The organism is Serratia nevei (genome assembly GCF_024160145.1).
GTDB lineage: Bacteria > Pseudomonadota > Gammaproteobacteria > Enterobacterales > Enterobacteriaceae > Serratia > Serratia nevei_A.
On the sequence record NZ_JAMYWQ010000003.1, the window covers coordinates 73,612 to 95,123 of the forward strand.

22 protein-coding genes are annotated in these 21,512 nt (G+C 62.0%); 9 read left to right on the forward strand and 13 right to left on the reverse strand.

The genetic code is table 11. The annotated features are described in order from the left end of the window. Positions 1 to 154 precede the first annotated feature (154 nt). From dps to glnQ, 5 genes are all read left to right on the forward strand, one after another. Entirely contained in the window at positions 155 to 658 is a 504-nt protein-coding gene (gene dps / locus M6G53_RS03770) for a DNA starvation/stationary phase protection protein Dps (RefSeq protein ID WP_253329052.1), read from the forward strand. Positions 659 to 798: 140 nt separating this feature from the next. Continuing rightward, positions 799 to 1,065: a DksA/TraR family C4-type zinc finger protein gene (locus tag M6G53_RS03775; protein WP_253329055.1), complete on the forward strand. Its 267-nt coding sequence runs from the start codon at positions 799 to 801 to the stop codon at positions 1,063 to 1,065. Positions 1,066 to 1,403: 338 nt separating this feature from the next. Further along, a complete protein-coding gene (gene glnH, locus M6G53_RS03780; protein ID WP_253329057.1) occupies positions 1,404 to 2,147 on the forward strand; it encodes a glutamine ABC transporter substrate-binding protein GlnH in 744 nt (247 codons plus the stop codon). Positions 2,148 to 2,250: 103 nt separating this feature from the next. Then, positions 2,251 to 2,910 carry a glutamine ABC transporter permease GlnP gene (gene glnP, locus M6G53_RS03785; RefSeq protein ID WP_019454487.1) on the forward strand — a complete coding sequence of 220 codons (660 nt, stop codon included), beginning with the start codon at positions 2,251 to 2,253 and terminating at the stop codon, positions 2,908 to 2,910. Next, positions 2,907 to 3,629, forward strand: a complete 723-nt coding sequence (gene glnQ, locus M6G53_RS03790; RefSeq protein WP_025159986.1) for a glutamine ABC transporter ATP-binding protein GlnQ — start codon at positions 2,907 to 2,909, stop codon at positions 3,627 to 3,629. Before glnP ends, glnQ begins: the two co-directional genes overlap by 4 nt. Before the next feature lie 10 nt (positions 3,630 to 3,639). On the opposite strand, the gene M6G53_RS03795 is transcribed toward glnQ, so the two are convergent. The 5 genes from M6G53_RS03795 to rlmF all read right to left on the reverse strand — a co-directional run bounded on the left by M6G53_RS03795 (position 3,640) and on the right by rlmF (position 8,604). Then, on the reverse strand, positions 3,640 to 4,647 hold the full coding sequence (locus M6G53_RS03795; protein WP_253329059.1) for an alpha/beta hydrolase family protein: 1,008 nt from the start codon (positions 4,645 to 4,647) through the stop codon (positions 3,640 to 3,642). Beyond that, entirely contained in the window at positions 4,635 to 5,273 is a 639-nt protein-coding gene (locus M6G53_RS03800) for a GNAT family N-acetyltransferase (RefSeq protein ID WP_253329061.1), read from the reverse strand. The genes M6G53_RS03795 and M6G53_RS03800 overlap by 13 nt, the downstream gene beginning before the upstream one ends. Positions 5,274 to 5,284: 11 nt before the next feature. Then, positions 5,285 to 5,854 (reverse strand): TetR/AcrR family transcriptional regulator, encoded by a 570-nt coding sequence (locus M6G53_RS03805; RefSeq protein ID WP_253329063.1) that lies wholly within the window; start codon positions 5,852 to 5,854, stop codon positions 5,285 to 5,287. 186 nt (positions 5,855 to 6,040) lie between these two features. Beyond that, positions 6,041 to 7,345 carry a methyl-accepting chemotaxis protein gene (locus M6G53_RS03810; protein ID WP_253329065.1) on the reverse strand — a complete coding sequence of 435 codons (1,305 nt, stop codon included), beginning with the start codon at positions 7,343 to 7,345 and terminating at the stop codon, positions 6,041 to 6,043. Between the two features lie 293 nt (positions 7,346 to 7,638). Beyond that, positions 7,639 to 8,604, reverse strand: a complete 966-nt coding sequence (gene rlmF / locus M6G53_RS03815; RefSeq protein ID WP_253329067.1) for a 23S rRNA (adenine(1618)-N(6))-methyltransferase RlmF — start codon at positions 8,602 to 8,604, stop codon at positions 7,639 to 7,641. Positions 8,605 to 8,722: 118 nt separating this feature from the next. On the opposite strand from rlmF, the gene M6G53_RS03820 reads away from it, so the two are divergent. From M6G53_RS03820 to M6G53_RS03830, 3 genes are all read left to right on the forward strand, one after another. Then, a complete protein-coding gene (locus tag M6G53_RS03820; RefSeq protein ID WP_253329069.1) occupies positions 8,723 to 9,352 on the forward strand; it encodes a flavin reductase family protein in 630 nt (209 codons plus the stop codon). A gap of 166 nt (positions 9,353 to 9,518) precedes the next feature. Next, positions 9,519 to 9,779, forward strand: coding sequence for a multiple stress resistance protein BhsA (bhsA, locus tag M6G53_RS03825; protein ID WP_015377148.1), 261 nt, complete (start codon positions 9,519 to 9,521; stop codon positions 9,777 to 9,779). 287 nt (positions 9,780 to 10,066) lie between these two features. Beyond that, positions 10,067 to 10,702 (forward strand): carbonic anhydrase, encoded by a 636-nt coding sequence (locus tag M6G53_RS03830; RefSeq protein WP_253329071.1) that lies wholly within the window; start codon positions 10,067 to 10,069, stop codon positions 10,700 to 10,702. Between the two features lie 63 nt (positions 10,703 to 10,765). Here the strand turns inward: M6G53_RS03830 and M6G53_RS03835 are convergent, their stop codons facing one another. From M6G53_RS03835 to prpB, 7 genes are all read right to left on the reverse strand, one after another. Next, positions 10,766 to 12,622, reverse strand: a complete 1,857-nt coding sequence (locus tag M6G53_RS03835; protein ID WP_253329073.1) for a M3 family metallopeptidase — start codon at positions 12,620 to 12,622, stop codon at positions 10,766 to 10,768. 46 nt (positions 12,623 to 12,668) lie between these two features. Continuing rightward, positions 12,669 to 13,628, reverse strand: a complete 960-nt coding sequence (gene ybiB, locus M6G53_RS03840) for a DNA-binding protein YbiB (RefSeq protein WP_253329075.1) — start codon at positions 13,626 to 13,628, stop codon at positions 12,669 to 12,671. 38 nt (positions 13,629 to 13,666) lie between these two features. Next, on the reverse strand, positions 13,667 to 14,296 hold the full coding sequence (locus M6G53_RS03845) for an FMN-binding negative transcriptional regulator (RefSeq protein WP_253329077.1): 630 nt from the start codon (positions 14,294 to 14,296) through the stop codon (positions 13,667 to 13,669). 152 nt (positions 14,297 to 14,448) lie between these two features. After that, positions 14,449 to 15,078: a LysE family translocator gene (locus tag M6G53_RS03850; RefSeq protein WP_253329079.1), complete on the reverse strand. Its 630-nt coding sequence runs from the start codon at positions 15,076 to 15,078 to the stop codon at positions 14,449 to 14,451. Positions 15,079 to 15,157: 79 nt separating this feature from the next. Next, a complete protein-coding gene (locus M6G53_RS03855) occupies positions 15,158 to 16,609 on the reverse strand; it encodes a bifunctional 2-methylcitrate dehydratase/aconitate hydratase (RefSeq protein ID WP_253329352.1) in 1,452 nt (483 codons plus the stop codon). Positions 16,610 to 16,649: 40 nt separating this feature from the next. Then, positions 16,650 to 17,813 (reverse strand): bifunctional 2-methylcitrate synthase/citrate synthase, encoded by a 1,164-nt coding sequence (prpC, locus tag M6G53_RS03860; protein ID WP_253329081.1) that lies wholly within the window; start codon positions 17,811 to 17,813, stop codon positions 16,650 to 16,652. Positions 17,814 to 17,846: 33 nt separating this feature from the next. After that, complete coding sequence (gene prpB, locus M6G53_RS03865; RefSeq protein ID WP_253329083.1) at positions 17,847 to 18,737, reverse strand: methylisocitrate lyase; 891 nt, start codon at positions 18,735 to 18,737, stop codon at positions 17,847 to 17,849. Positions 18,738 to 18,984: 247 nt separating this feature from the next. Between prpB and prpR the strand changes: the two genes are divergently transcribed. Then, on the forward strand, positions 18,985 to 20,586 hold the full coding sequence (gene prpR, locus M6G53_RS03870; RefSeq protein ID WP_253329085.1) for a propionate catabolism operon regulatory protein PrpR: 1,602 nt from the start codon (positions 18,985 to 18,987) through the stop codon (positions 20,584 to 20,586). Between the two features lie 3 nt (positions 20,587 to 20,589). Here the strand turns inward: prpR and M6G53_RS03875 are convergent, their stop codons facing one another. Beyond that, a complete protein-coding gene (locus M6G53_RS03875; RefSeq protein WP_060421219.1) occupies positions 20,590 to 21,498 on the reverse strand; it encodes a DMT family transporter in 909 nt (302 codons plus the stop codon). Between the last annotated feature and the right edge of the window lie 14 nt (positions 21,499 to 21,512).

Below are 21,512 nucleotides of genomic sequence, written 5' to 3' on the forward strand. Positions count from 1 at the left end.
TTTGGTTAATTAAAACAAAAACTCAAAAAAAAACATCATCATTAGGCCATTCCTATTTGTGCAATAGCCATTTTCGTACGGCAAAAATAAACACCCCTGCTATAATTGAAGCCGTAACGAAATAGGACAACGACTAATCAAGAGGATATCTGATATGAGTACCGCTAAACTGGTGAAAACGAAATCTTCTGATCTGCTGTATACCCGTAACGACCAGGACGAAAAAGTCAAACTGGCCGCCATCAAGGCGCTGAACCATCAGGTCGTGCAATTCATCGATCTCTCGTTGATCACCAAACAGGCGCACTGGAACATGCGCGGCGCGAATTTTATTGCGGTCCATGAAATGCTGGACGGCTTCCGCACCGCCATCATCGAGCACCAGGATACCTTCGCCGAGCGCGTGGTGCAGTTGGGGGGCGTCGCGCTGGGCACCGTGCAGGTAGTCAACGATCGGACGCCACTGAAAAGCTATCCGACCAATATCCACAGCGTGCAGGAGCACCTGAAAGCGCTGGCCGACCGCTACGGCGTAGTGGCCAATGATATCCGCAAGGCGATTACCGAAGTGGAAGATGAAGACACCGCCGACATGTTCACCGCCGCTTCGCGCGATCTGGACAAGTTCCTGTGGTTCATCGAATCCAATATCGAGTAACGCGCAAGCGTTGCAGAGCGCCCGACGTTCCGGGCTGAACAGGCTGGGCTTTGCCCGGCCTGTTTTCTTTTGCTCGGCCGTTGCACGGTACGAAAAACGGCCCCTATTAAACGGTAAGGCAACCTTGTCAGGAGGTGATGATGGCCAGCGGCTGGACGGCAGACGGCGCCGTACAAGATCAGATTGATTCCACCGTCGACGATGCGGTGCAGCGCGCGCGTGAAGCGCTCGGGCACGGCGAGAGCGAACGCTATTGCCAGGAATGCGCGGAGGCGATCCCCGAAGCGCGCCGCAAGGCGTTAACGGGCGTGCGTTTTTGCCTCGCCTGCCAGACCGAACAAGATAAAAAGCACTCGGCCATCCGCCTGTACAACCGGCGCGGCAGCAAAGACAGCCAGCTGCGCTAGCCTTATCTGCTGCCCTTTTCCCCCTCGCGCCCTCTCCCTTGCACCGTCAGTGCGTCATGAAAGTTAGAGTTAGTTATCAATATTGAAGCAAAATCGTTAAAGAACGGTTGTTTCACAGCCAAAGTTTGGTTAATGATAGCGCCGTGCACCAAGATAATTCTTACGCACCATTTCGGTGCCTCACTTTGGTGCATAACCATAACAATTCGCCTTTACGGCACAACATCACGAACTAACTCTTTGTTTTTATAGTAGTTGAAAACATGGCACGATTTTTTCATGGCACCAACTGCAATATAAAAAATGGGTAATCCGCAACCTGTACAGGAATTCCTCTCATGAAGTCGATTTTTAAAGTCTCCCTGGCCGCACTTTCTCTGGCCTTTGCCGTAAGCGCCCACGCAGCAGACAAACTGGTGGTTGCCACCGACACCGCTTTCGTTCCTTTCGAGTTCAAGCAAGGCGACCAATATGTCGGCTTCGACATCGATCTGTGGGCCGCCATCGCCAAAGAGCTGAAGCTGGACTACACCCTGAAGCCGATGGACTTCGGCGGCATCATTCCGGCGCTGCAGACCAAAAACGTCGATCTGGCGCTGGCCGGCATCACCATCACCGATGAACGCAAGAAAGCCATCGAGTTCTCCGACGGCTACTACAAAAGCGGCCTGCTGGTGATGGTCAACGCCGACAACAACAGCGTGAAAAGCATCGACGATCTGAACGGTAAAGTGGTGGCGGTGAAGAGCGGCACCGGCTCGGTGGATTACGCCAAGCAGCACATCAAAACCAAGGATCTGCGTCAGTTCCCTAACATCGACAACGCCTATATGGAGCTGGGCACCAAGCGCGCCGATGCGGTGCTGCACGACACGCCAAACATCCTATACTTCATTAAGACGGCCGGCGCCGGCAAGTTCAAAACCGTAGGCGATTCGCTGGAAGCACAGCAGTATGGCATCGCCTTCCCTAAAGGCAGCGACGAGCTGCGCGAAAAGGTGAACGGCGCGCTGAAAACCCTGCGTGCGAACGGCACCTATAACGAGATCTACAAGAAGTGGTTCGGCACCGAACCTAAGTAAGCTGTGAATTTAGCAAGCTATTAACTTAAGCACAGGGGGTCGCTTAGCCCCCTGCGCTTCGTTGTATCTGATACCCACGTTTGGGATCACCGGGAGAAATATCATGCAGTTCGACTGGAGCGCCATCTGGCCCGCCATTCCTATCTTGTTAGAGGGCGCCAAAATGACCCTGTGGATTTCGGTCCTCGGTCTGATTGGCGGCCTGATCATCGGCCTCGTCGCCGGCTTTGCCCGCACCTACGGCGGTTGGATCGCCAACCACATCGCGTTGGTGTTTATCGAAGTAATTCGCGGCACGCCGATCGTGGTACAGGTGATGTTCATCTACTTCGCCCTGCCGATGGCATTTAGCGACTTGCGCATCGATCCGTTCACCGCGGCGGTGGTGACCATCATGATCAACTCCGGCGCCTACATCGCGGAAATCACCCGCGGCGCGGTGCTGTCGATTCATAACGGTTTCCGCGAGGCCGGCCTGGCGCTGGGCCTGTCGCGCCGTGAAACCATCCGCTACGTCATTATGCCGCTGGCGCTGCGCCGCATGCTGCCGCCGCTGGGCAACCAGTGGATCATCAGCATCAAAGACACCTCGCTGTTCATCGTGATCGGCGTGGCGGAGCTGACCCGTCAGGGTCAGGAAATTATTGCCGGTAACTTCCGCGCGCTGGAAATCTGGAGCGCCGTGGCGGTTATCTATCTGATTATTACCCTGGTGCTGAGCTTCGTGCTGCGTCGTCTGGAAAGAAGGATGAAAATCCTGTGATTGAATTTAAAAACGTCTCCAAGCATTTTGGCCAAACCCAGGTGCTGCACAACATCGATTTGAAGATCGACAAAGGCGAAGTGGTGGTGATTATCGGGCCGTCGGGCTCGGGTAAATCCACCCTGCTGCGCTGCATCAACAAGCTGGAGGAGGTCACCAGCGGCGATCTGATCGTCGACGGTCTGAAGGCCAACGATCCGAAAGTGGACGATCGGTTGATCCGCCAGGAAGCCGGCATGGTGTTCCAGCAGTTCTACCTGTTCCCGCACCTGACGGCGCTGGAAAACGTCGCCTTCGGCCCGATCCGCGTGCGCGGCGCGAAGAAGTCCGATGCGGAAAAACTGGCGCGCGAGCTGCTGGCCAAGGTCGGTCTGGCGGAGCGCGCCCACCACTACCCGTCCGAACTGTCTGGCGGCCAGCAGCAACGCGTGGCGATTGCGCGCGCGCTGGCGGTGAAGCCGAAAATGATGCTGTTCGACGAGCCGACCTCCGCGCTCGATCCGGAGCTGCGTCACGAAGTGCTGAAGGTGATGCAGGATCTGGCCGAGGAAGGCATGACGATGGTCATCGTCACCCACGAAGTCGGCTTTGCCGAAAAAGTGGCGTCGCGCCTGATCTTTATCGACAAGGGGCGGATTGCCGAAGACGGCAACCCGCACGACCTGATTAACCATCCGCCAAGCCCGCGTCTGCGGGAGTTCCTGCAGCACGTGTCATGATCCTGGCCGGTTAACGGCGCCCGCAGGGCTGGGCGGCCAGGAAGGCCGCCACGTCCTGCCGGTAGGCGTCGTATTGCACCGAGCGCGGCGCAAACAGCCCCACCAGGTTAACCAGCCACGGATGGCGGGCGAACAGCGGTTTGATCATCACGTGGTCGGCTTCGTCGATGCGCGTCACCGTCAGCAGCGAGGCCGGGATCGTCTGCCGATAAACGCGCTCGGTTTCGTCCGCGTCCACGTTGAGGTCGCGCCCGCCCAGTATCAGGTGCACCGGCGTGTTGAAATTCCGCAATCCCGCCGTCGCGTCGCTGGCCATGTTGGCGCGGATAAAGCGCCAACGGTCGGCGCTCAATGCAGCGGCGGCGCCATACTCGCGGCGGTACTGCGCGTAGCCGCCCGGTTGTTCAAGCAGCGTCTGGATATGGCGCCAATGCGCCTCGCGCGCCTGGATGTGCGCTTCATCGTCCCCTGCCGCCGCCATCGCCGCCCGGGTGTTATAGCGCCCCTGCCGCAGCCAGTTGATCGCCGGTGCCAGCGCCAGCGTGAAGGCAATGTCGGGGCGCAAACGCGCCACCTCCGGCATCACCCACCCCGCCTGGCTGGTGCCCCACAGCCCCACACAGCGCGCATCGAAGCGCCCGTCCCGCCGGGCCCAGTCGATGATATCGGCGGTTTCCCGTGCGCGATCCGCCATGGTCTGATGCAGCCAGTTGCCGCCGGAGCCGCCAACGCCCGGCTTATCGAACGATAAAACCGCGTAGCCCTGCTGCGCCATCGCCTCCCAAATGCCGTAATAGCCTTCGTCGCGGCTGGCGTTGGCCGGCCCATCGCCATGCACAAACACCACGACGCCGGGCTTGACCGGCGCATGCTGCGGCAACACCAGCGTGCCGGTCAGCCGGTTGCCGCCGGCGGTCACCGTGACCGGTTCGGTGACGAAGCGAAAGTCGTTGACGAAAATGACCCACCCAAGCGCCAGCAGGAACAGCACCACGCTGCACAGTCCTATTTTGCGCACGTCGCCTCCCCGCAGCGTCTCTCCATCAACACCCAGTCGGCCTGACCGAACAGCCATCCCAACGACGCGTAATGCTCTTCTCGCCGCACCTGAAAACCGCAGCGCCGATACAGGCGCAGCGCATCCACGTTGCGCCGGCTGACGTGCAGGCTCAGGCGCCGGCCCGCGCCTTGCCCGGCAGCGTAGTCGTTCATCCACTGCAGCAGCCGCTTGCCCACCCCTTTACCGCGCTGATTCTCGGCCACCGCCAGGTAAGAGAGATACAGTTCATCGGCCGCCGGAGTGTGCCGCAACACCGCCATTTGCAGATACATGCGCCAAACGTTCAGCCAACCATAGCGGCGGCACAGCCGCCAAATCGTCAAGGCATGCGGACGCCGCCCGGCGTTGTTCTCGTCGGCGGCGGCATTGAGGGCAAAGGCCGCCACCACCTGTTCATCCTGCTTCACCACGAAGCTGCGCTCCCGGCTGCCGCCTTGCTTCCAACTCCACAGCCGATAGAACAAACGCCACTGCAGGCGGGGGCTCAGACGGCGCGCTCGCTGGAACTTGTCGCAGAACGCGGCGTAGATCAGCGCCGCCGTTTGCAGGCGGTCAGCATCGCGGTACGGCTCAATGTGCAGCATATCCACCTCGACTAGGGATGCCGGTAGAGCAGCTGTTCCAACAGCCGCACCGGCGTGGTCTCCTCCGGCGCGGACGACGTAAAGATCGCCTGCCGCCAGGCCTGACTGTCGATCACGTCCAGCACCAGCTGCGCGAGCGGTAACGGCGCTATCGCCGGTGCAATCTCACCGATTTGCTGAGCCTCGGCGATAACCGTCGCCAGCGCCTCAATCAGCTGCCGCTGGTTGGCGCTGAACGGTTCGGCCAACGCCGGGTTGCGCGCGACCTCCGCCACGATCTCCGCCGACAGTTGCACGTTGGCCGGTTCAGCGACAAAGGCGTGATAAGCGGTGAGAAAGGCCGACAGCGCCTGCTTCGGCCGCTTTCTGTCGGCCCGTAACCCGGCGGCGAACTCGGCGAAAACGCCGTTTTCCAGCAGCGCGATTTCGCCGATCAGCGCCTCCTTGCCGGTAAAGTGGTTATAGAGGTTGCCAACGCTGACGCCCGCCGCCTGCGCGATATCCCGCATGCTGGTCTGGTGAAACCCCTTATGGGTAAAGCTGTGCAACGCGGCCTCGACAATCTTTTCTCGGTTTCCCATCGGCCACTCCCGAAACGGTGAAGGGGGGCGCCTGGCGCCATCGAATAAACATTAATTAATGAACGAACGTTCATTCACATTTAAGGATAGCATAGGCCGGTAAAATTGAACCACGGCTCAACAGCGCGCGAATCGGCGGGAAGATAAAAACGCCGCCCCGTTTTCGGCGGGCGGCGCGACGAAATCTCAGTGCAGCGCGTCGCCCTGTTTCACCGACGTAAACGCCTGCATCAGCTTCACGACGTCGTGCATGCCGATGTTGACCTGGTTGATCACTTCCCCGGCATCGTGGGTCAGCGCCACGCCGCCGCCGGCCTGCTCTACGCAGGTTGCCATGCCGGCAATCGCCGCCGCCACGCCTTGCTGAATGGACTTGGTCATGCGTTCGATCTCGGTCGCCGCCTTGCGCGACTGTTCCGCCAGCGTGCGCACTTCGTTGGCGACCACCGCAAAACCGCGCCCGTGCTCACCGGCATGGGCGGCTTCGATCGAGGCGTTAATCGCCAGCAGGTTGGTTTGGGAGGCGATTTTACGAATGGCTTCGACGATGGTGCCGATCTGCTGAGAACACTTACCGAGCTCGGTGACCACGTCCGAGGTTTCGCGCGCCGCCGCTTCGACCTGCTGCATGCCTTTCACCGCCTGCTGCACGATGATCGCGCCCTGCGCCGCCTGCCGATCGGTATCGAGCGACAGATGATGCGCGTTACGCACCATCTCTTCTTCGTGCTGCTGCTGTTGCATCAGCCGGGTGATGTCCTGGGCAATCTTCACCACTTTCACCACCTGGCCTTCGTTGTCGAGGATCGGGTTATAGCTGGCCTCCAGCCATACCCGTTCGCCGCGCCGGTTGAGACGCTCAAAACGCCCGGTGATGAACTCGCCGCGCGCCAGGCGCTGCCAATGCCGCCGATAATCGTCGGAAGCGGCGAACGCCGGCGGGCACAGCACCGCATGCGACTGCCCGCATGCCTCTTCCAGCCGATAGCCCATCAGCGCCAGCATATTGTCGTTGGCGCTGACAATGGTGCCCTGCGGCGTGAAAGCGATCATCGCCATCGAGCGATTCAGCGCCGCCAGCAAGCTGCGGTGTTCCTGCGCCTGGGTCACTCGCTCGGTCACTTCGCTGGCGATCTTGACGATTTCCACCACCTTGCCCTGTTTATTCAGCACCGGCGCATAGGTGCCCTGCAGCCATACCGCCTCGCCGTTTTTCGCGATGCGTTTTATGGTGTCCGTGATAGGTTGCCCCTGATTCAGCGTCTCCCAATGTTTGCGGTACAGCGGGCTGGCGACATAGTTCGGATCGCAGAAAATACGGTGATGCCGGCCAATCACGTCATCGCGTTGAAATCCCAGCGTGCTGAGGAAAAGATCGTTGGCGCGCAATACCGTGCCATCGGGGGAGAATACGATCATCGGCACGGCGTGTTCTATCGCGCTCAACTCGGCGCCTTTGTGGGTAGTTAACTGACTGAATCGTAAAAGCATAAGGTGTAGTCCTTGTAGCAGATGATGGCGCTTTTCTTATTTTTCCTGGCCACATGCCGCGCCCACACGCAGACGTGCCATCGCGGAAGGAACGGGCAGCGCCGATCCTTCTGGTTATTGCTATTAACCGGATTAAATTTATTTATTCAGTAAAGTAATTATTCGAATTTAAATAAACCAACAGCCTAAGATTTTTATTATTAAACCCGTATTGAGAATAACGTAAGTGATGAAAATTGAAAGGTAAAATGCGGATTTTTGTCGGCGCCGGCAGGTGACCGGCGCCGGAAGGATTAACGCCAGCGTTCGGCTGCCCAGGCGGCCTGTTGCTCGGCGTCATGAAAGGTCCAGGCGACGAAGCGGCTGATCTTCTGCCCCTGCGCCATCTCGATGGTGCGCACCTCGGCCGCGCCCGCCACCTTCAGCGCATGGTAAATGGCCGGCAGCGTGGTGTTTTTCGAGATGAGCGAGGTGAACCACAGGCAGTTGTTGGCCTTGCCGACGCTCTCTTCCACCATCTTGCGCACAAAGGCTTCTTCGCCGCCTTCGCACCACAGCTCGTTGTTCTTGCCGCCGAAGTTTTGCACCGGTTTGTCGGCCACTTCCCCTTTGCCCAACTTATGCAGCTTGCGGCGGGTGCTGGCGCGCGCTTCCTGCTCGGACGCATGGAACGGCGGGTTGCACAGGGTGGCGTCGAATTTCTCGGCCGCGCCGATGATGCCGCCAAAAATCAGCTCAGGCTGTTTTTGCAGCCGCAGACGCACGCTGTTACGCAGCGTCGGGTTCATCTCGACGATCATCTTGGCCGAGTTGAGCGACACCGGATCGATTTCAGACCCGGTGAAACGCCAGCCGTATTCGCGCAGGCCAACGATCGGGTAAATACAGTTGGCGCCGACGCCGACGTCGAGGATCGCCACACCCTTGCCGCGCGGGATCTCGCCGCCGTTGCTGGTCGCCAGCAGATCCGCCAGGTGGTGCAGATAATCGGCGCGGCCGGGGATCGGCGGGCACAGGTAGTCCGCCGGAATATCCCAGTGCTCGATGCCGTAAAAGTGTTGCAGCAACGCACGGTTGAGCATTTTCACCGCCGCCGGATCGGCGAAGTCCACCGAGACATCGCCCCAGGCGTTCGGTTTCACGAACGGCGCCAGCGGCGGGCAGCTGGCGATCAGCGCCGGGAAGTCGTAGCGCGAACGATGACGGTTGCGCGGATGCAGGCCGCTTTTCTGCTGCGGGAAGGTTTTCTTTTTTTCCACCGTGACGGGCTCTCTTGAAGGTATTTCCGGCGCGTAAGATAACACATCCCGCCCACAATGGCGCAGCGGCGGGAAACCCGGCACAATGAAAGCTTCATCGATTGCCACAGGGTCCCCCATGAGCCGTGAATCTCGCTACTATTATGAACCCGCCGCCGGCCACGGCCTGCCGCACGATCCGCTGAACGCCATCGTCGGCCCGCGCCCCATCGGCTGGATTTCTTCGCGCAGCGCCGCCGGCTTGCGCAATCTGGCGCCCTACAGCTTTTTCAACTGCTTCAACTATCGCCCGCCCATCATCGGTTTCGCCAGCACCGGCTGGAAAGACAGCGTGGCGAATATCGTGGAAACTGGCGAGTTCGTCTGGAATCTGGCGACGCGCCCGCTGGCGGAAGCGATGAACAACAGTTCCATCAACCTGCCGCGCGGCGAGGATGAATTCGCCTTCGCCGGCGTCACGCCGCTGCCTGGGCGCCGGGTTAAAGCCGAGCGCGTAGCCGAAAGCCCGGTTAACTTCGAATGCCGGCTGACCCAGTGCATTCAGCTGCAAACCGCCGCCGGTGAACGGGTGGAAACCTGGCTGGTATTGGGCGAGGTGGTGGCGGTGCACCTCGATCCGGCGCTGCTGGACGAACACGGCGTCTACCAGACCGCCGCCGCCGAACCTATCCTGCGTGCCGGCGGCCCGACCGCCTACTACGGCATTTCCGAACAGCAGCGTTTCGATCTGACGCGTCCGACGCGCTGATTGTCACCCCCGTTTATACCGCAGAGGGACGGGGGAATTAATAATCAAAAAATCTGAATAAAAACTTCAACACTCTCCGATTTCATCCTGCCTGACACTGCGCAATAATCCTCCCATCGAAAGGCATCCCCTTTCTCCCTAATTCACTTTGACAGGAATGACGAACATGAAAACCATCAAAACTTTTGCTGCTGCTATCGCCCTGGCCACCGTTTCTTTCACCACTTTCGCCGCTGAACACGTCAGCGCCCAGGATGCCGCCCAATTCGAAAAAGCCGGCGTGATCGTCGCCAGCGGCGCGACCGACCTGAGCAGCCTGAAGTCGCAGCTGGCCGCCAAAGCCGATGCGGCAGGCGCCAAGGCTTTCACCATCACCTCCACCAGCGGTAATAACCTGATGCACGCCACCGCGGTTATCTACAAATAACCACCGCCCCAGACGTCAAAAAGCCCGCCGGCTCTCACCCCGGCGGGCTTTTTTTATGTTCAAGTGCATTAGCGCTGAATGGGTAAGACAGCGAGTTTCTTGCCGTCCGCTTTGTCAGCACCCCACGCCTAAACGAACCGGACAATGCTGCCGGAAACGGGTAGAAACCCCGTATTTAGTGGGGTTTGCAGGGGGGATGAACACACATTTTTTTACCACCCCATTGCTGGACTAACGGGAGAGGATGATTATCATGTTACGCAGACTACAGATGCAGAGAGCGTTGTATGCAACATATCATTGAAGGTTTCCTCAGTTTCCAGAAAGAGATTTTCCCGCAGCGTAAAGAACTCTTTCGCAGCCTGGCCTCCAGCCAAAATCCTAAAGCGCTGTTTATCTCCTGTTCTGACAGCCGTCTGGTGCCCGAGCTGGTGACACAGCAAGAACCCGGGCAACTGTTCGTTATCCGCAACGCCGGTAACATCGTTCCTTCCTTTGGCCCGGAGCCGGGTGGGGTTTCTGCGACTATCGAATACGCGGTGGTGGCACTGAGCGTCACTGATATCGTGATTTGTGGCCACTCGAACTGTGGCGCCATGAAGGCTATCGCATCCTGCCAGTGTCTCGATCCCATGCCTGCGGTAGCCCACTGGCTGCACTACGCGGATGCGGCCAAAGCGGTGGTCGAGAAGAAAACCTGGAATAGCGAAACAGACAAAGTTAACGCTATGGTGGAAGAGAACGTTATCGCACAGCTAAATAATATCAAAACCCACCCTTCTGTGGCGGTGGGTCTGCGCAACAGCGGGCTGCGCCTGCACGGCTGGGTGTACGACATCGAAAGCGGCGAAATTCGTACGCTGGACAGAAACACCAAGAGCTTCGTTTCCCTGGCCGATAATCCCGACGTCTATTTCGAATAAAATAACGCCCGGTTTTAACCATTAAATAAAATCCACGCTGCCGCGTGGATTTTATTGTCAGCCTTAAACCAACCGCGCCTCTATCGCGGCGGCGAAGTCGCGACACATCCGTTCGTCACCGTCGGCGTTGTCCGCCAATACCGTCTCGCCGTCCAACACCCGAATGTGCGCTGCCAAATCGAAATCCGCCGGCGGCTGAGGGCGCGCGGCGGCGGCGGCCATCGTCTGCTGCGCCTCATGCCACGCCTGCGCCACCGTCTGGTTACAGGCCTGCGCCAGAGAGTCCGGGTTAAATCCTTCGCCGGTCAGGCTGCGCAGCGTATCGTCATGGCTGACGCTGTTGCCCGGCAGCCAATAATGTCGCGCCAGATCCGGGCCGATGGCCGGATTGTCCGTCAGGTAACCGTCGCGCTGCAGGAAGAACTGGCGGGTTTGCTCCACCGCCATCATCGCCAGCAGATAGCCCTGGTAAGAGCAGGCGGACTCCAGCGACAGCAGATGCGGGATTGCCAGCGTCGGGCGCGGGCTGCCGCTGATGCCGAGGATCTTTTGCTCGACCTCGCGCGCCAGCGCGGTGATGGCTTCCGGCGTGCGCTGCTCGTCATCCCACTGATACAGCGCCCACTCGAAGTACGGCACCAGCAGGATATGGCGTTCGTTGAACGCGCGCATCGGCTGGCGCGCCGCGATGCCGGCTTCGATCAGCGCATCGGGCACCGCTTCGCCGGCGGCGTTTTTCGCATAGCGTTTCAGCCAGTCGGCGTCGTCCAGCAGGCTGTCGCAGAACATCGACTGGGTTTCGGCATAGGCCATCGAGGTCGGCGGGAACTCCTGCGAGAAACACGGCGCGTTCTGGCGAATGTTGGCGAAGTGCGCCGCGTGGCCGCCCTCATGGAACAGGGTATTAAGCCCGTAAGCCCCGCTGCCCACCTGTCCCGGCTGTGCCAGGCTGGTGAAGTTGATGCGCGCCGGCACCCATTCCCCCTGGCGTACAAACGGCGGCACCGGGCCGTGCATAAAGCCGTTCTCATACTTGCCTTTGCGCACCAGCAGATCGAGGTTCATCTCGGCGCCGCCAAAGCCGATATGCAGGCGCTTGAAGCTGTCGACCCAGCGCTCCAGCGAACGAGCAAACGGAAAGTAAGGATCCAGTTGGCGGGTGACGTCGCCGGCGCTGGCGAAGCGCACGTTCCACGGCTCCAGCGCCTGGCTGCCCTTGTCGGCCGCCAGCTGCTGCAGGCTGCGCGCGTTGGCCTCGCGGGTTTCCCCCTCGAAGCGATCCAGAATGGCGAACAGCTGCTCCGGCGTCATGCGCTCGGTCTTGTTCACCTTGTAGTCGAAATAGTTGCGATAGCCCATCTGGCGCGCAAAGCGGTTGCGCAGGCCGATCAGCTCCGGCAGGCCGTTATGCAGCAGCCATTGCTCCAGATCGCGCAGCGCCTGCTGCGAGCTGCGGCGGTAGTCTTCGTTCGGGTTGGTCGCCTGATTGGTCAACAGCTCGCCGAGCGAGGCCGCCACCCGCCGGCCGTCGGCATTCAGGTGCGTGAGCTGGTAGCCCTTGCGGCGCGAGTAGAGATCGGATTCGGCGTGGATGATCTGATCCAACAGCGCCTGCGCCTGCGGATCTTCAATCGCGTTACAGTCAAAGAAACGCAGCCAGCCTTGCAGGCCGTGGATCAACGCATCGCGCTGCGCCTCCTGCGGCAGCGCTGCCAACCCGGCCAGCAGATTGCGGATCTCCGCCAGCCGGCGCGGTTCGGCGATAAAGCGCTTATAGGCGCTTTCCGCGGCGGAAAAGCGCGCCGACACGTCTTCACCGCCGGTGCCCATGTAGTTTTGCCAGAACAGCTCTTCTTTGGCGCGGTGTACGTCGAGGTAATCCTGGTTCAATTGATTGAAGTAATCGAGAGCCTGTTGCATAACCGTCCTTCTCAGCCGATGAGGAAATATCCCAGTATAGTCGCGCTTAGGCCTGATGCAGGCGTTTCAGCCCCTGCTCCAGCGTTTCGCTCTGGCCGGCGGCCACCAGGCAACAGGCGATCTGCCGCTGGATGGCCTGCGGGATCGCCACCTCACCCGCCAGGCAGCGCTCGGTCCAGCGCGCAGTGGTTTCCGCGTCTTTCGCCGCCGGCAACGTCGGCGTTTCATCCTGCAAGGTACGCTCCAGCAATACGCGCTGTTCGCCGCCGACAATATAGTGAATCTGCGGGCAGCGCAGCGGGTTGGCATAGGCTTCCCCTTCGGTGCCGTGCATCAACAGCCCGCGGGCGCCGATCTGACGGAAAAACGACGCCACCCGGCCGACATACTCCGGGTGTGAGACGCTGGCGAGGCGCAGTACATCCTGTTCGCCGAACGGCGTCGCCAGCTTGGCCAGCGTATGGGCGCTGTTGCGCACCCCCATGCGCCAACGCAGCCCGAGCTGCCGCGCCAGCGGCGCCGACAGCGCGGAAACCGGCATGAATACCGCCTCGCCGTTATCGAGACGCTGCTGGGCGTGAACGGCCAGTTCCGACCACGGCAGCCCCAGGGCGCGGAAAATCTCGGCGCTGGTCACGCGGGTGCTGTCGTCCAGCACGCCGTGCACCACCACCGGCAGGCCCACTTTCGCGAGCAGCAGCGCCAGCAGCGGCGTCAGGTTGGCCTGCTTGCGCGCGCCGTTGTAGCTCGGCAGCACCACCGGCAGCGGCCGCCCCTGCGGCGCCTGCAGCGGCAAAACCTGCTGCTGCATCGCCTGGTAGAAGCCCAGCATCTCCTCTTCGGCCTCACCCTTAATGCGCAGCGCGATCAGAATGCCGCCCAGCTCCAGCTCGGGGACCGCCCCGGCCAGCATCGCCTGATACAGCTCAAAAGCGGTCTGCCGGTCCAGGTCGCGCGCATGGTTTTTGCCACGGCCTATTTCTTTGATAATTTTGGTGTAATCCATCCGAAGGTTCCCTCAGCTCACTCTTCGGTTAGCATACCCTATCCGCGCCGCCGCTCAACCTCCGCCGCCAGCCGCCGCTGCGCCTCATCGCCATCGCGCAGCCCGTCGATCACCCCGGCGGCATCGTCGGCGCTGCGGTTTTGGCTCATCTTCCATTTGCCTTCGCGCCGGGTGACGGCGATCTCGATACCGACGATGCCTTTAAGCTGCGCGGCGATGTAATTGGCCGGCGCATCGTCGAGCCGCCAGGGCGCCGGGCGGTGCTCTTCCTGCTGCGCGGTCAGATCGATCAGCTGGCGCCGCAGCCAGGCCGGGTCGTCCATCACCGTCGGCACGCCATACAGCTGCACCACGCTGTAATTCCAGGTCGGCACCACCTTGCCGGTCTGGCGCTTGCTCGGGTACCAGCCGGGCGACACATAGCCCTCTATGCCCTGAAAAATCACCAGGCACTCCGCTGTATTTTGCAGCCGCCGCCAGTGCTCGTTGGCGCGCGCCAGGTGCGCCCGCAGCCGGATCTGCCCCTGTTCGACGTCGGCCAAAAACGGCAGCGGATCGGCCGTCAATCCCTGCTCACCGTGGCTGACGAGCAGCCCCAGCGGGTGGGCGCGCACCAGCGCCAACTGGGCATCCAGATCGTCTTCGCGAAATGCGGCGGGTTGAAACATCAGTATGGCTCCTTATCGCTCTCTCATGATAGCGACAGTAAAGCACCCACCAGCGGTCTACTTAAGATCCAGTATGCGGAGTAATGGGGTGATCCACTTAAGCCAGAAAATGATGAGCGCCGCCGTTGCGCGAGCGCGCATCATGAAAGGATTTAGCGGCGGCTGTCGAAAATGAGCTTGCAGGCCAGCCCGGCGAACACCCCGCTCAGCAGGTAGTTCGGCCAGCGGGCGCTGAAGCGGCGGCCGGCGAAGCGGCTTTTCATGCCGCTGACCGCCAGGATCACCCCGCCGTTAATCAGCAACCCCACCAGATTCAGCACCGTCGCCAGCGCCAGCATCTGCACCACCACCGAGCCTGAACGCGGATCGATAAACTGCGGGAACAGCGCCAGCACGAACAGCGCCATTTTCGGGTTGAGGATGTTGGTGAACAGCCCCTGGCGGAAAATGCGCGCCGTCGGCACCGCCTGCAACCCGGCGGAAGCCTGCAAACTGCTGCCGGTTCGCAGCGTTTTCCACGCCAGATAGAGCAGATAGGCGGCGCCCAGCATTCTTACCGCGTCGTAGGCCAGCGGCACGGCGACGAACAGTTGCGACAACCCCAGCGCCGCCGCCAACGCGTGGCAATACGTGCCGAGCTGAATGCCCGCCAGCGAAGCGAAACCGGCGCGCCGCCCCTGGCTGACGCTGCGCGAAGCGATCAACAGCATATCCGGGCCGGGGGTCAGCGCCAGCGCCACGCAGGCACCGGAAAACAACAACAGCGTTGCGGCATCAATCATGAATCACCTGATAAGAAGAGGGACGGGAATGGAGCGTCCATCATAGCGACGCCGACGTGGCTTGTCAGCGTCACTCGCGTCAGATCACCCACAGATCGAGATACTCGTTGACCGGCATCTGCGCCAGCCGCTGCCGGTCCAGCGACACCTCGAGAATGCGCTGCTGCTGCAGGGCCGGGAACTGGCGCGCCAGGTTGGTTTTGAACTTCTCGATCAGCAGCGGAATGCCCTCTTCGCGCCGCCGCGCATGGCCGATAGGGTACTCCACCGCCACCTCATCCAGGCTGCTGCCGTCGGCGAACTCTACCGTCAGCGCATTGGCGATCGATCGTTTTTCCGGATCGTGATAATCGCGGGTGAAGGCGGGATCTTCGTGACAGCGGATCTTGCCGCGCAACGCATCGATGCGCGGATCCTCGGCCACCCGATCCTCGTAGTCCGCCGCCGTCAGCCGGCCGAACAGCAGCGGGATCGCCACCATATATTGAATGCAGTGATCGCGATCCGCCGGGTTATCCAGCGGCCCCTGTTTGTCGATAATGCGCAGGCAGGCCTCGTGGGTGCGGATGCTCACCCTGGCGATGTCGGCGGCGGTTTTACCGGCGGCCTGCATCTGGCGGTGCAGCGTCATGGCCGCCTCCACGGCGGTCTGGGCATGGAACTCCGCCGGGAACGAAATTTTAAACAGCACGTTCTCCATCACGTACGCGCCGTACGGCCGCTGGAAGCGGAAAGGCTTGCCGTTGAAAGAGACGTCGTAGAACCCCCAGGTTGGCGCCGTCAGCGCCGAGGGGTAGCCCATTTCGCCGGTGGCGGCCATCAGCGCCAGCCGTACCGCGCGGGCGGTCGCATCCCCCGCCGCCCAGGATTTGCGGGTGCCGGCGTTCGGCGCGTGGCGATAGGTACGCAGCGACTGCCCGTCCACCCACGCCAGCGACACCGCGTTCAGGATCTCCGCCCGGCTCAGGCCGAGCAGCTGCGCCACCACCGCGGTGGACGCCACCTTCACCAGCAGCACGTGATCCAACCCCACCCGGTTGAAGGCGTTTTCCAGCGCCAGGCAGCCCTGGATCTCATGCGCCCTGATCATGGCGATCAGCACCTGCCGCATGGTCAGCGGCGCCTTGCCCGCCGCCACCGCCTGGCGCGAGAGCCAGTCGGCCACCGCCAGGATCCCGCCCAGGTTGTCCGACGGGTGGCCCCACTCCGCCGCCAGCCAGGTGTCGTTGAAGTCGAGCCAGCGGATCATGGCACCGATATTGAACGCCGCCTGCACCGGATCCAGCTGGAAGCGGGTGCCCGGCACCCGGCTGCCGTTCAGCACCTCGGCGCCCGGCACCACCGGCCCCATCAGTTTCTTGCAGGCCGGATAGCTCAGCGCCTCCAGCCCGCAGCCGAGGGTATCGAGCAGGCAATAGTGGGCGGTGCGGTACGCCGCCGGGGTATCGACGGCCTCTTTCATCACATAATCGACGATATCGATCATTTCGCGATCGAACGGCGGACGGCGGGTATTGGCAGACTCAAGCATCATGATTCCCGAAGACTCCATAGTGAATATCGATCGGCGCTCAGCGCTGATCCAGCGGTACGAAGGCCCGCGCTTCCGGCCCGGTATAGTTGGCGGACGGGCGAATGATTTTGTTGTCCTGCCGTTGCTCGATGATGTGCGCCGACCAGCCGCTCACCCGCGCCATGACAAACAGCGGCGTGAACATTTCGGTGGGCACCCCCAGCTGGTGATAAGACACCGCCGAGAACCAGTCGAGGTTGGGGAACATCTTTTTGGTGTCGCGCATCACGCTTTCCAACCGATCGGCGATGTCATACAGCTTCATCGCGCCCGCTTCCTGCGACAGGCGCCGCGCGATCTCTTTGATCACCTGATGGCGCGGATCGGAGACGGTGTATACCGGGTGCCCGAAGCCGATCACCACCTCTTTGTTGTCGATGCGGCGGCGAATGTCGGCTTCCGCTTCGTCCGGCGTTTCATAGCGTTGCTGGATCTCCAGCGACACCTCGTTGGCGCCGCCGTGCTTCGGCCCGCGCAGCGCGCCAATGGCGCCGACGATCGCCGAATAGACGTCGGATCCGGTGCCGGCGATCACCCGGCCGGCGAAGGTCGAGGCGTTAAACTCATGCTCGGCGTACAGGATCAGCGACGCGTGCATCGCCTCTTCCCAGCTGGCGGAAGGCACTTCGCCGTGCAGCAGGTGCAGGAAGTGGCCGCCGATGGAATCGTCGTCGGTCTCCGGCTGAATGCGCTCGCCGTTGTGGCTGTAGTGATACCAATACAGCAGCATCGATCCCAGCGACGCCAGCAGCCGGTCGGCGATGTCGCGCGCGCCGGCCGCGCCGTGCTGTTCTTTTTCCGGCAGCGTGCAGCCGAGGGCCGAGACGCCGGTGCGCATCACGTCCATCGGGTGAGACGCCGCCGGCAACGCCTCGAGCACCGTGCGCACGCTGGCGGGCAGGCCGCGCAGCGCTTTGAGACGGTGTTTATAGGCCTGTAGCTCATCGCGGTTAGGCAACTTGCCGTGGATCAGCAGGTGGGCAACCTCTTCAAACTCGCAGTGGTGCGCGAGATCGAGAATGTCGTAACCGCGGTAGTGCAGATCGTTGCCGCTGCGCCCTACGGAGCACAGCGCGGTATTCCCGGCGGGCACGCCGGATAACGCCACGGATTTTTTCGGCTTATCGCCAGTCGGGCTTTGCGGGGGGATCGCTTGGCTCATACTGTCCTCGTTTGGCTTCTGCGTGAATGGCGCCTATTCGTCGCGCTGGCGAGCGAACAGAGCGTCGAGTTTCTCTTCAAACAAATAGTAGTTGATGCTGTCGTACAGCTCGTTGCGGGTCTGCATGGTGTCGATGACGCTTTTCTGCGTGCCCTCCTCGCGCAGGGCGCGGTACACCCGCTCCGCCGCGCGGTTCATCGCCCGGAAGGCCGACAGCGGATACAGCGCCATATCCACCTGGGCACTGCGCAGCTCGTCGGTGGTAAACAGCGGCGTCGCGCCGAATTCGGTGATATTGGCCAGGATCGGCACCTGCGTCGCCTCGGCGAAGCGGCGATACATGCCCAGTTCGGTGATCGCTTCCGGGAACAGCATGTCGGCCCCGGCCGCCACGTAAGCCTGAGCGCGCTCGATGGCCGCCTCCAGTCCCTCCACCGCCAGCGCGTCGGTGCGCGCCATGATCACAAAGTCCGGATCGCTGCGTGCATCCACCGCCGCCTTGATGCGATCCACCATCTCTTCGGTGGAGACAATGGCCTTATTGGGGCGATGGCCGCAGCGCTTGGCGCCGACCTGATCTTCGATATGCAGCGCCGCCGCCCCGGCCTTGCTCACCGATCGCACCGTGCGGGCGACGTTGAACGCCGAAGCGCCGAAACCGCTGTCCACATCCACCAGCAGCGGCAGCGGGCAAACGTCGGTGATGCGGCGAATGTCGGTCAGCACATCGTCCAGGGTCGAAATGCCCAGATCCGGCAGCCCCAGCGAACCGGCCGCCACGCCGCCGCCGGAAAGGTAGATGGCCTGGAAGCCGGCCCGCTGGGCCAGCAGCGCATGGTTGGCGTTGATCGCGCCGGCGATTTGCAGGGGTTTTTCTTTACTCAGGGCCTGACGAAAGGCGAGCCCGGGTGAGCGCAGCGTCATGACGTTTTCTCCGATTATCCAGATGAAACAGACAAAGCAAGGGGCGGGCCAGGTTGTACTTCGGTGAGGGGAAAAATTAAAAGCGATAAAAATAAGTGAGTTACAAAATGCTCTCCGCCATCACCCAGGCCAAGGGATAAAAAACGTTTCAGTTAACGTTTCAATTGCTGTTTCACGCAACGCGTTTGAAACATCACTGAAACCGGGCTACACCTAATGCCGCCTCTTCCATTTTTGGTAAAGCAATATGAACGATCACATCACGCCGCCCCGCGCGCCGGACAAACCGGTGATCTGGACCGTCTCCGTCACCCGCCTGTTCGATCTGTTCCGGGATATCAGCCTCGAGTTCGACCATCTGGCGACCATCATCCCGATCCGCCTCGGCTTTGAGGAGGCGGTGCAGCACATCCGCGCCCGCCTGGCGACCGAGCCTTGCGACGCCATCATCGCCGCCGGCTCCAACGGCGCCTACCTGAAAAGCCGCCTGTCGGTGCCGGTCATCCTGGTCAAGCCCGGCGGTTTCGATCTGCTGCAGGCGCTGAGCAAGGCGCGCAGAACCGCCGATCGGATCGGCGTCATCACCTATAAGACCCCTCTGCCCGCGCTGCTGGAGTTCCAGCAAACCTTCGATCTGCCGCTGGAGCAGCGCAGCTACGTCACCGAAGAGGATGCGCGCAGCCAGATCGCCGAGCTGAAAGCCGCCGGCATTCAGGCCGTGGTCGGCGCGGGCCTCATCAGCGATCTGGCGGAAGAGGCCGGGCTCACCGCCATTTTTCTCTATTCCGCCGCCACCCTGCGCGCCGCCTTCAGCGATGCGCTGGACGTGTCGCGCCTGATGCTGGGCGGCGGCAAACGCGGCGGCGATTATGCCGCGCGCAATACCCTGCAGCCGCGCTACGGGCTGGGTGATTTGCAGGGCGACTCCCCGCAGATGGCGCAGGTGCGATGCACCATCATGCTGTACGCCCGTTCGCCGGCGGCGGTATTAATTGAAGGGGAAACCGGCACCGGCAAGGAGCTGGCGGCGCAGGCGATCCACCGGGAGTACTTTTCCCGGCGCGGCACGGCGTCCAGGGGCGCGACGCCGCCGTTCGTCGCCATCAACTGCGGCGCCATCGCCGAATCGCTGCTGGAGGCGGAGCTGTTCGGCTATGAGGAAGGTGCCTTCACCGGCTCACGGCGCGGCGGCCGACGCGGGCTGCTGGAAACCGCCAACGGCGGCACCCTGTTTCTGGATGAGATCGGCGAAATGCCGCTGCACCTGCAAACCCGGCTGCTGCGCGCGCTGGAAGAGAAGGCCGTCACCCGGGTCGGCGGGCAGCAGCCGGTGGCGGTCGACTTTCGCGTCATCAGCGCCACCCACAACCACCTGGAGCAGGCGATCCAACGGGGCGACTTTCGCGCCGATCTGTTCTACCGCCTGAGCGCCCTGCGGCTGCAGCTGCCGCCGCTGCGGGCGCGCGGCGGCGATATCGCGCTGCTGGCGGAACACTTTCTGAAACAATCGCTGGCGGCGCTCGACGTGCCGTTGACGGGGCCGCTGCGCGCCGCCATAGCCGGCTGTTACGCCGCGCTGGGTCATTACGCCTGGCCCGGCAACCTGCGCGAACTGCGCAACATGATGGAGCGGCTGGCGCTGATGCTGAGCACCGGCGCCGCACCCAGCGGCGAGACGCTGCGGTGGCTGCTGCCGGAGCTGGCGGCGGGCACGCCGCCCGAGACGCCGGCGGTGCCCGTCTCCGCTCATGAAGCGCTGGCGCGATGTGGGGGCGACCACGCCGCCGCCGCCCGGTTGCTCGGGATCAGCCGCACCACCTTATGGCGTCGCTTGAAGCACCCGGTCTGACGCTCAGCCGGCGCGCCGGCCGTCCGAGGCCGGCAGCAGCCGCGCTCGCCGCTCGCCCAGCAGGTTCATGCCCGCCGCCGCCAGCAGAATGATCGCCGCGCCCAGCAGCTGCCACGCCGACAGGCGGTGGCCAAACGCCAGGCGATCCACCAGCATGGCGGCGACCGGGTAGATGAACGACAGTGAGCCGATCAGGTTGGTCGGCAGCTTCTGCAGGGCGCCGTACATCAACACATACATCAGGCCGGTGTGCAGCACGCCGAGCGTCGCCAGCATTCCCCACTGCCCAACGCTGGCCGAAACGTGGAAATCCACCAGCGGCAACAGCATCACCGCCCCCACCGCCACCTGGATCAGCGCAATAAGATGCGGCGGCGTGCCCTTCAGCCGCTTGGCCGCCAGCGCCATCAGGGCGTAGAAAAACGCCGCCCCGAGCGCCAGCGCAATGCCCGCCAAATAATGACTCTGTTCCCCTGCCTGCCGCGGCTGCGCCAGCACCACCAGCATCATGCCGCCGAACGCCAGCCCCAGCCACAGCAGCTTGCGGGCGGTCAGCCGCTCCCCCAGAAACAGCGCCCCCAGCCCCACCAGTATAAACGGCTGGGTGTTGTACACCGCCGTGGCGATGGAGATAGAGGCATAGGAATAGGCGGCAAACAGCAGCAGCCAGTTGATCACCAGCGCGACGCCGCCGGCGATCGCCAGCAGCAGCGTGGCGCGCGTCAGCGCATCGCGCCGCAGCTGCCCCAGCGCGCCGCACACCGCCAGCAGCACCAGCGCCCCCACCGCGCAGCGCCAAAACACCACGTTGACCACCGGCTGGCCGGACATCAGCACAAACCAGCCGATGGAGCCGGAAATCAGCATCGCCGCCGTCATCTCCAGCGAGCCGCGTTTTATCTCTGCATTCATTCTGCGTTCCTCCA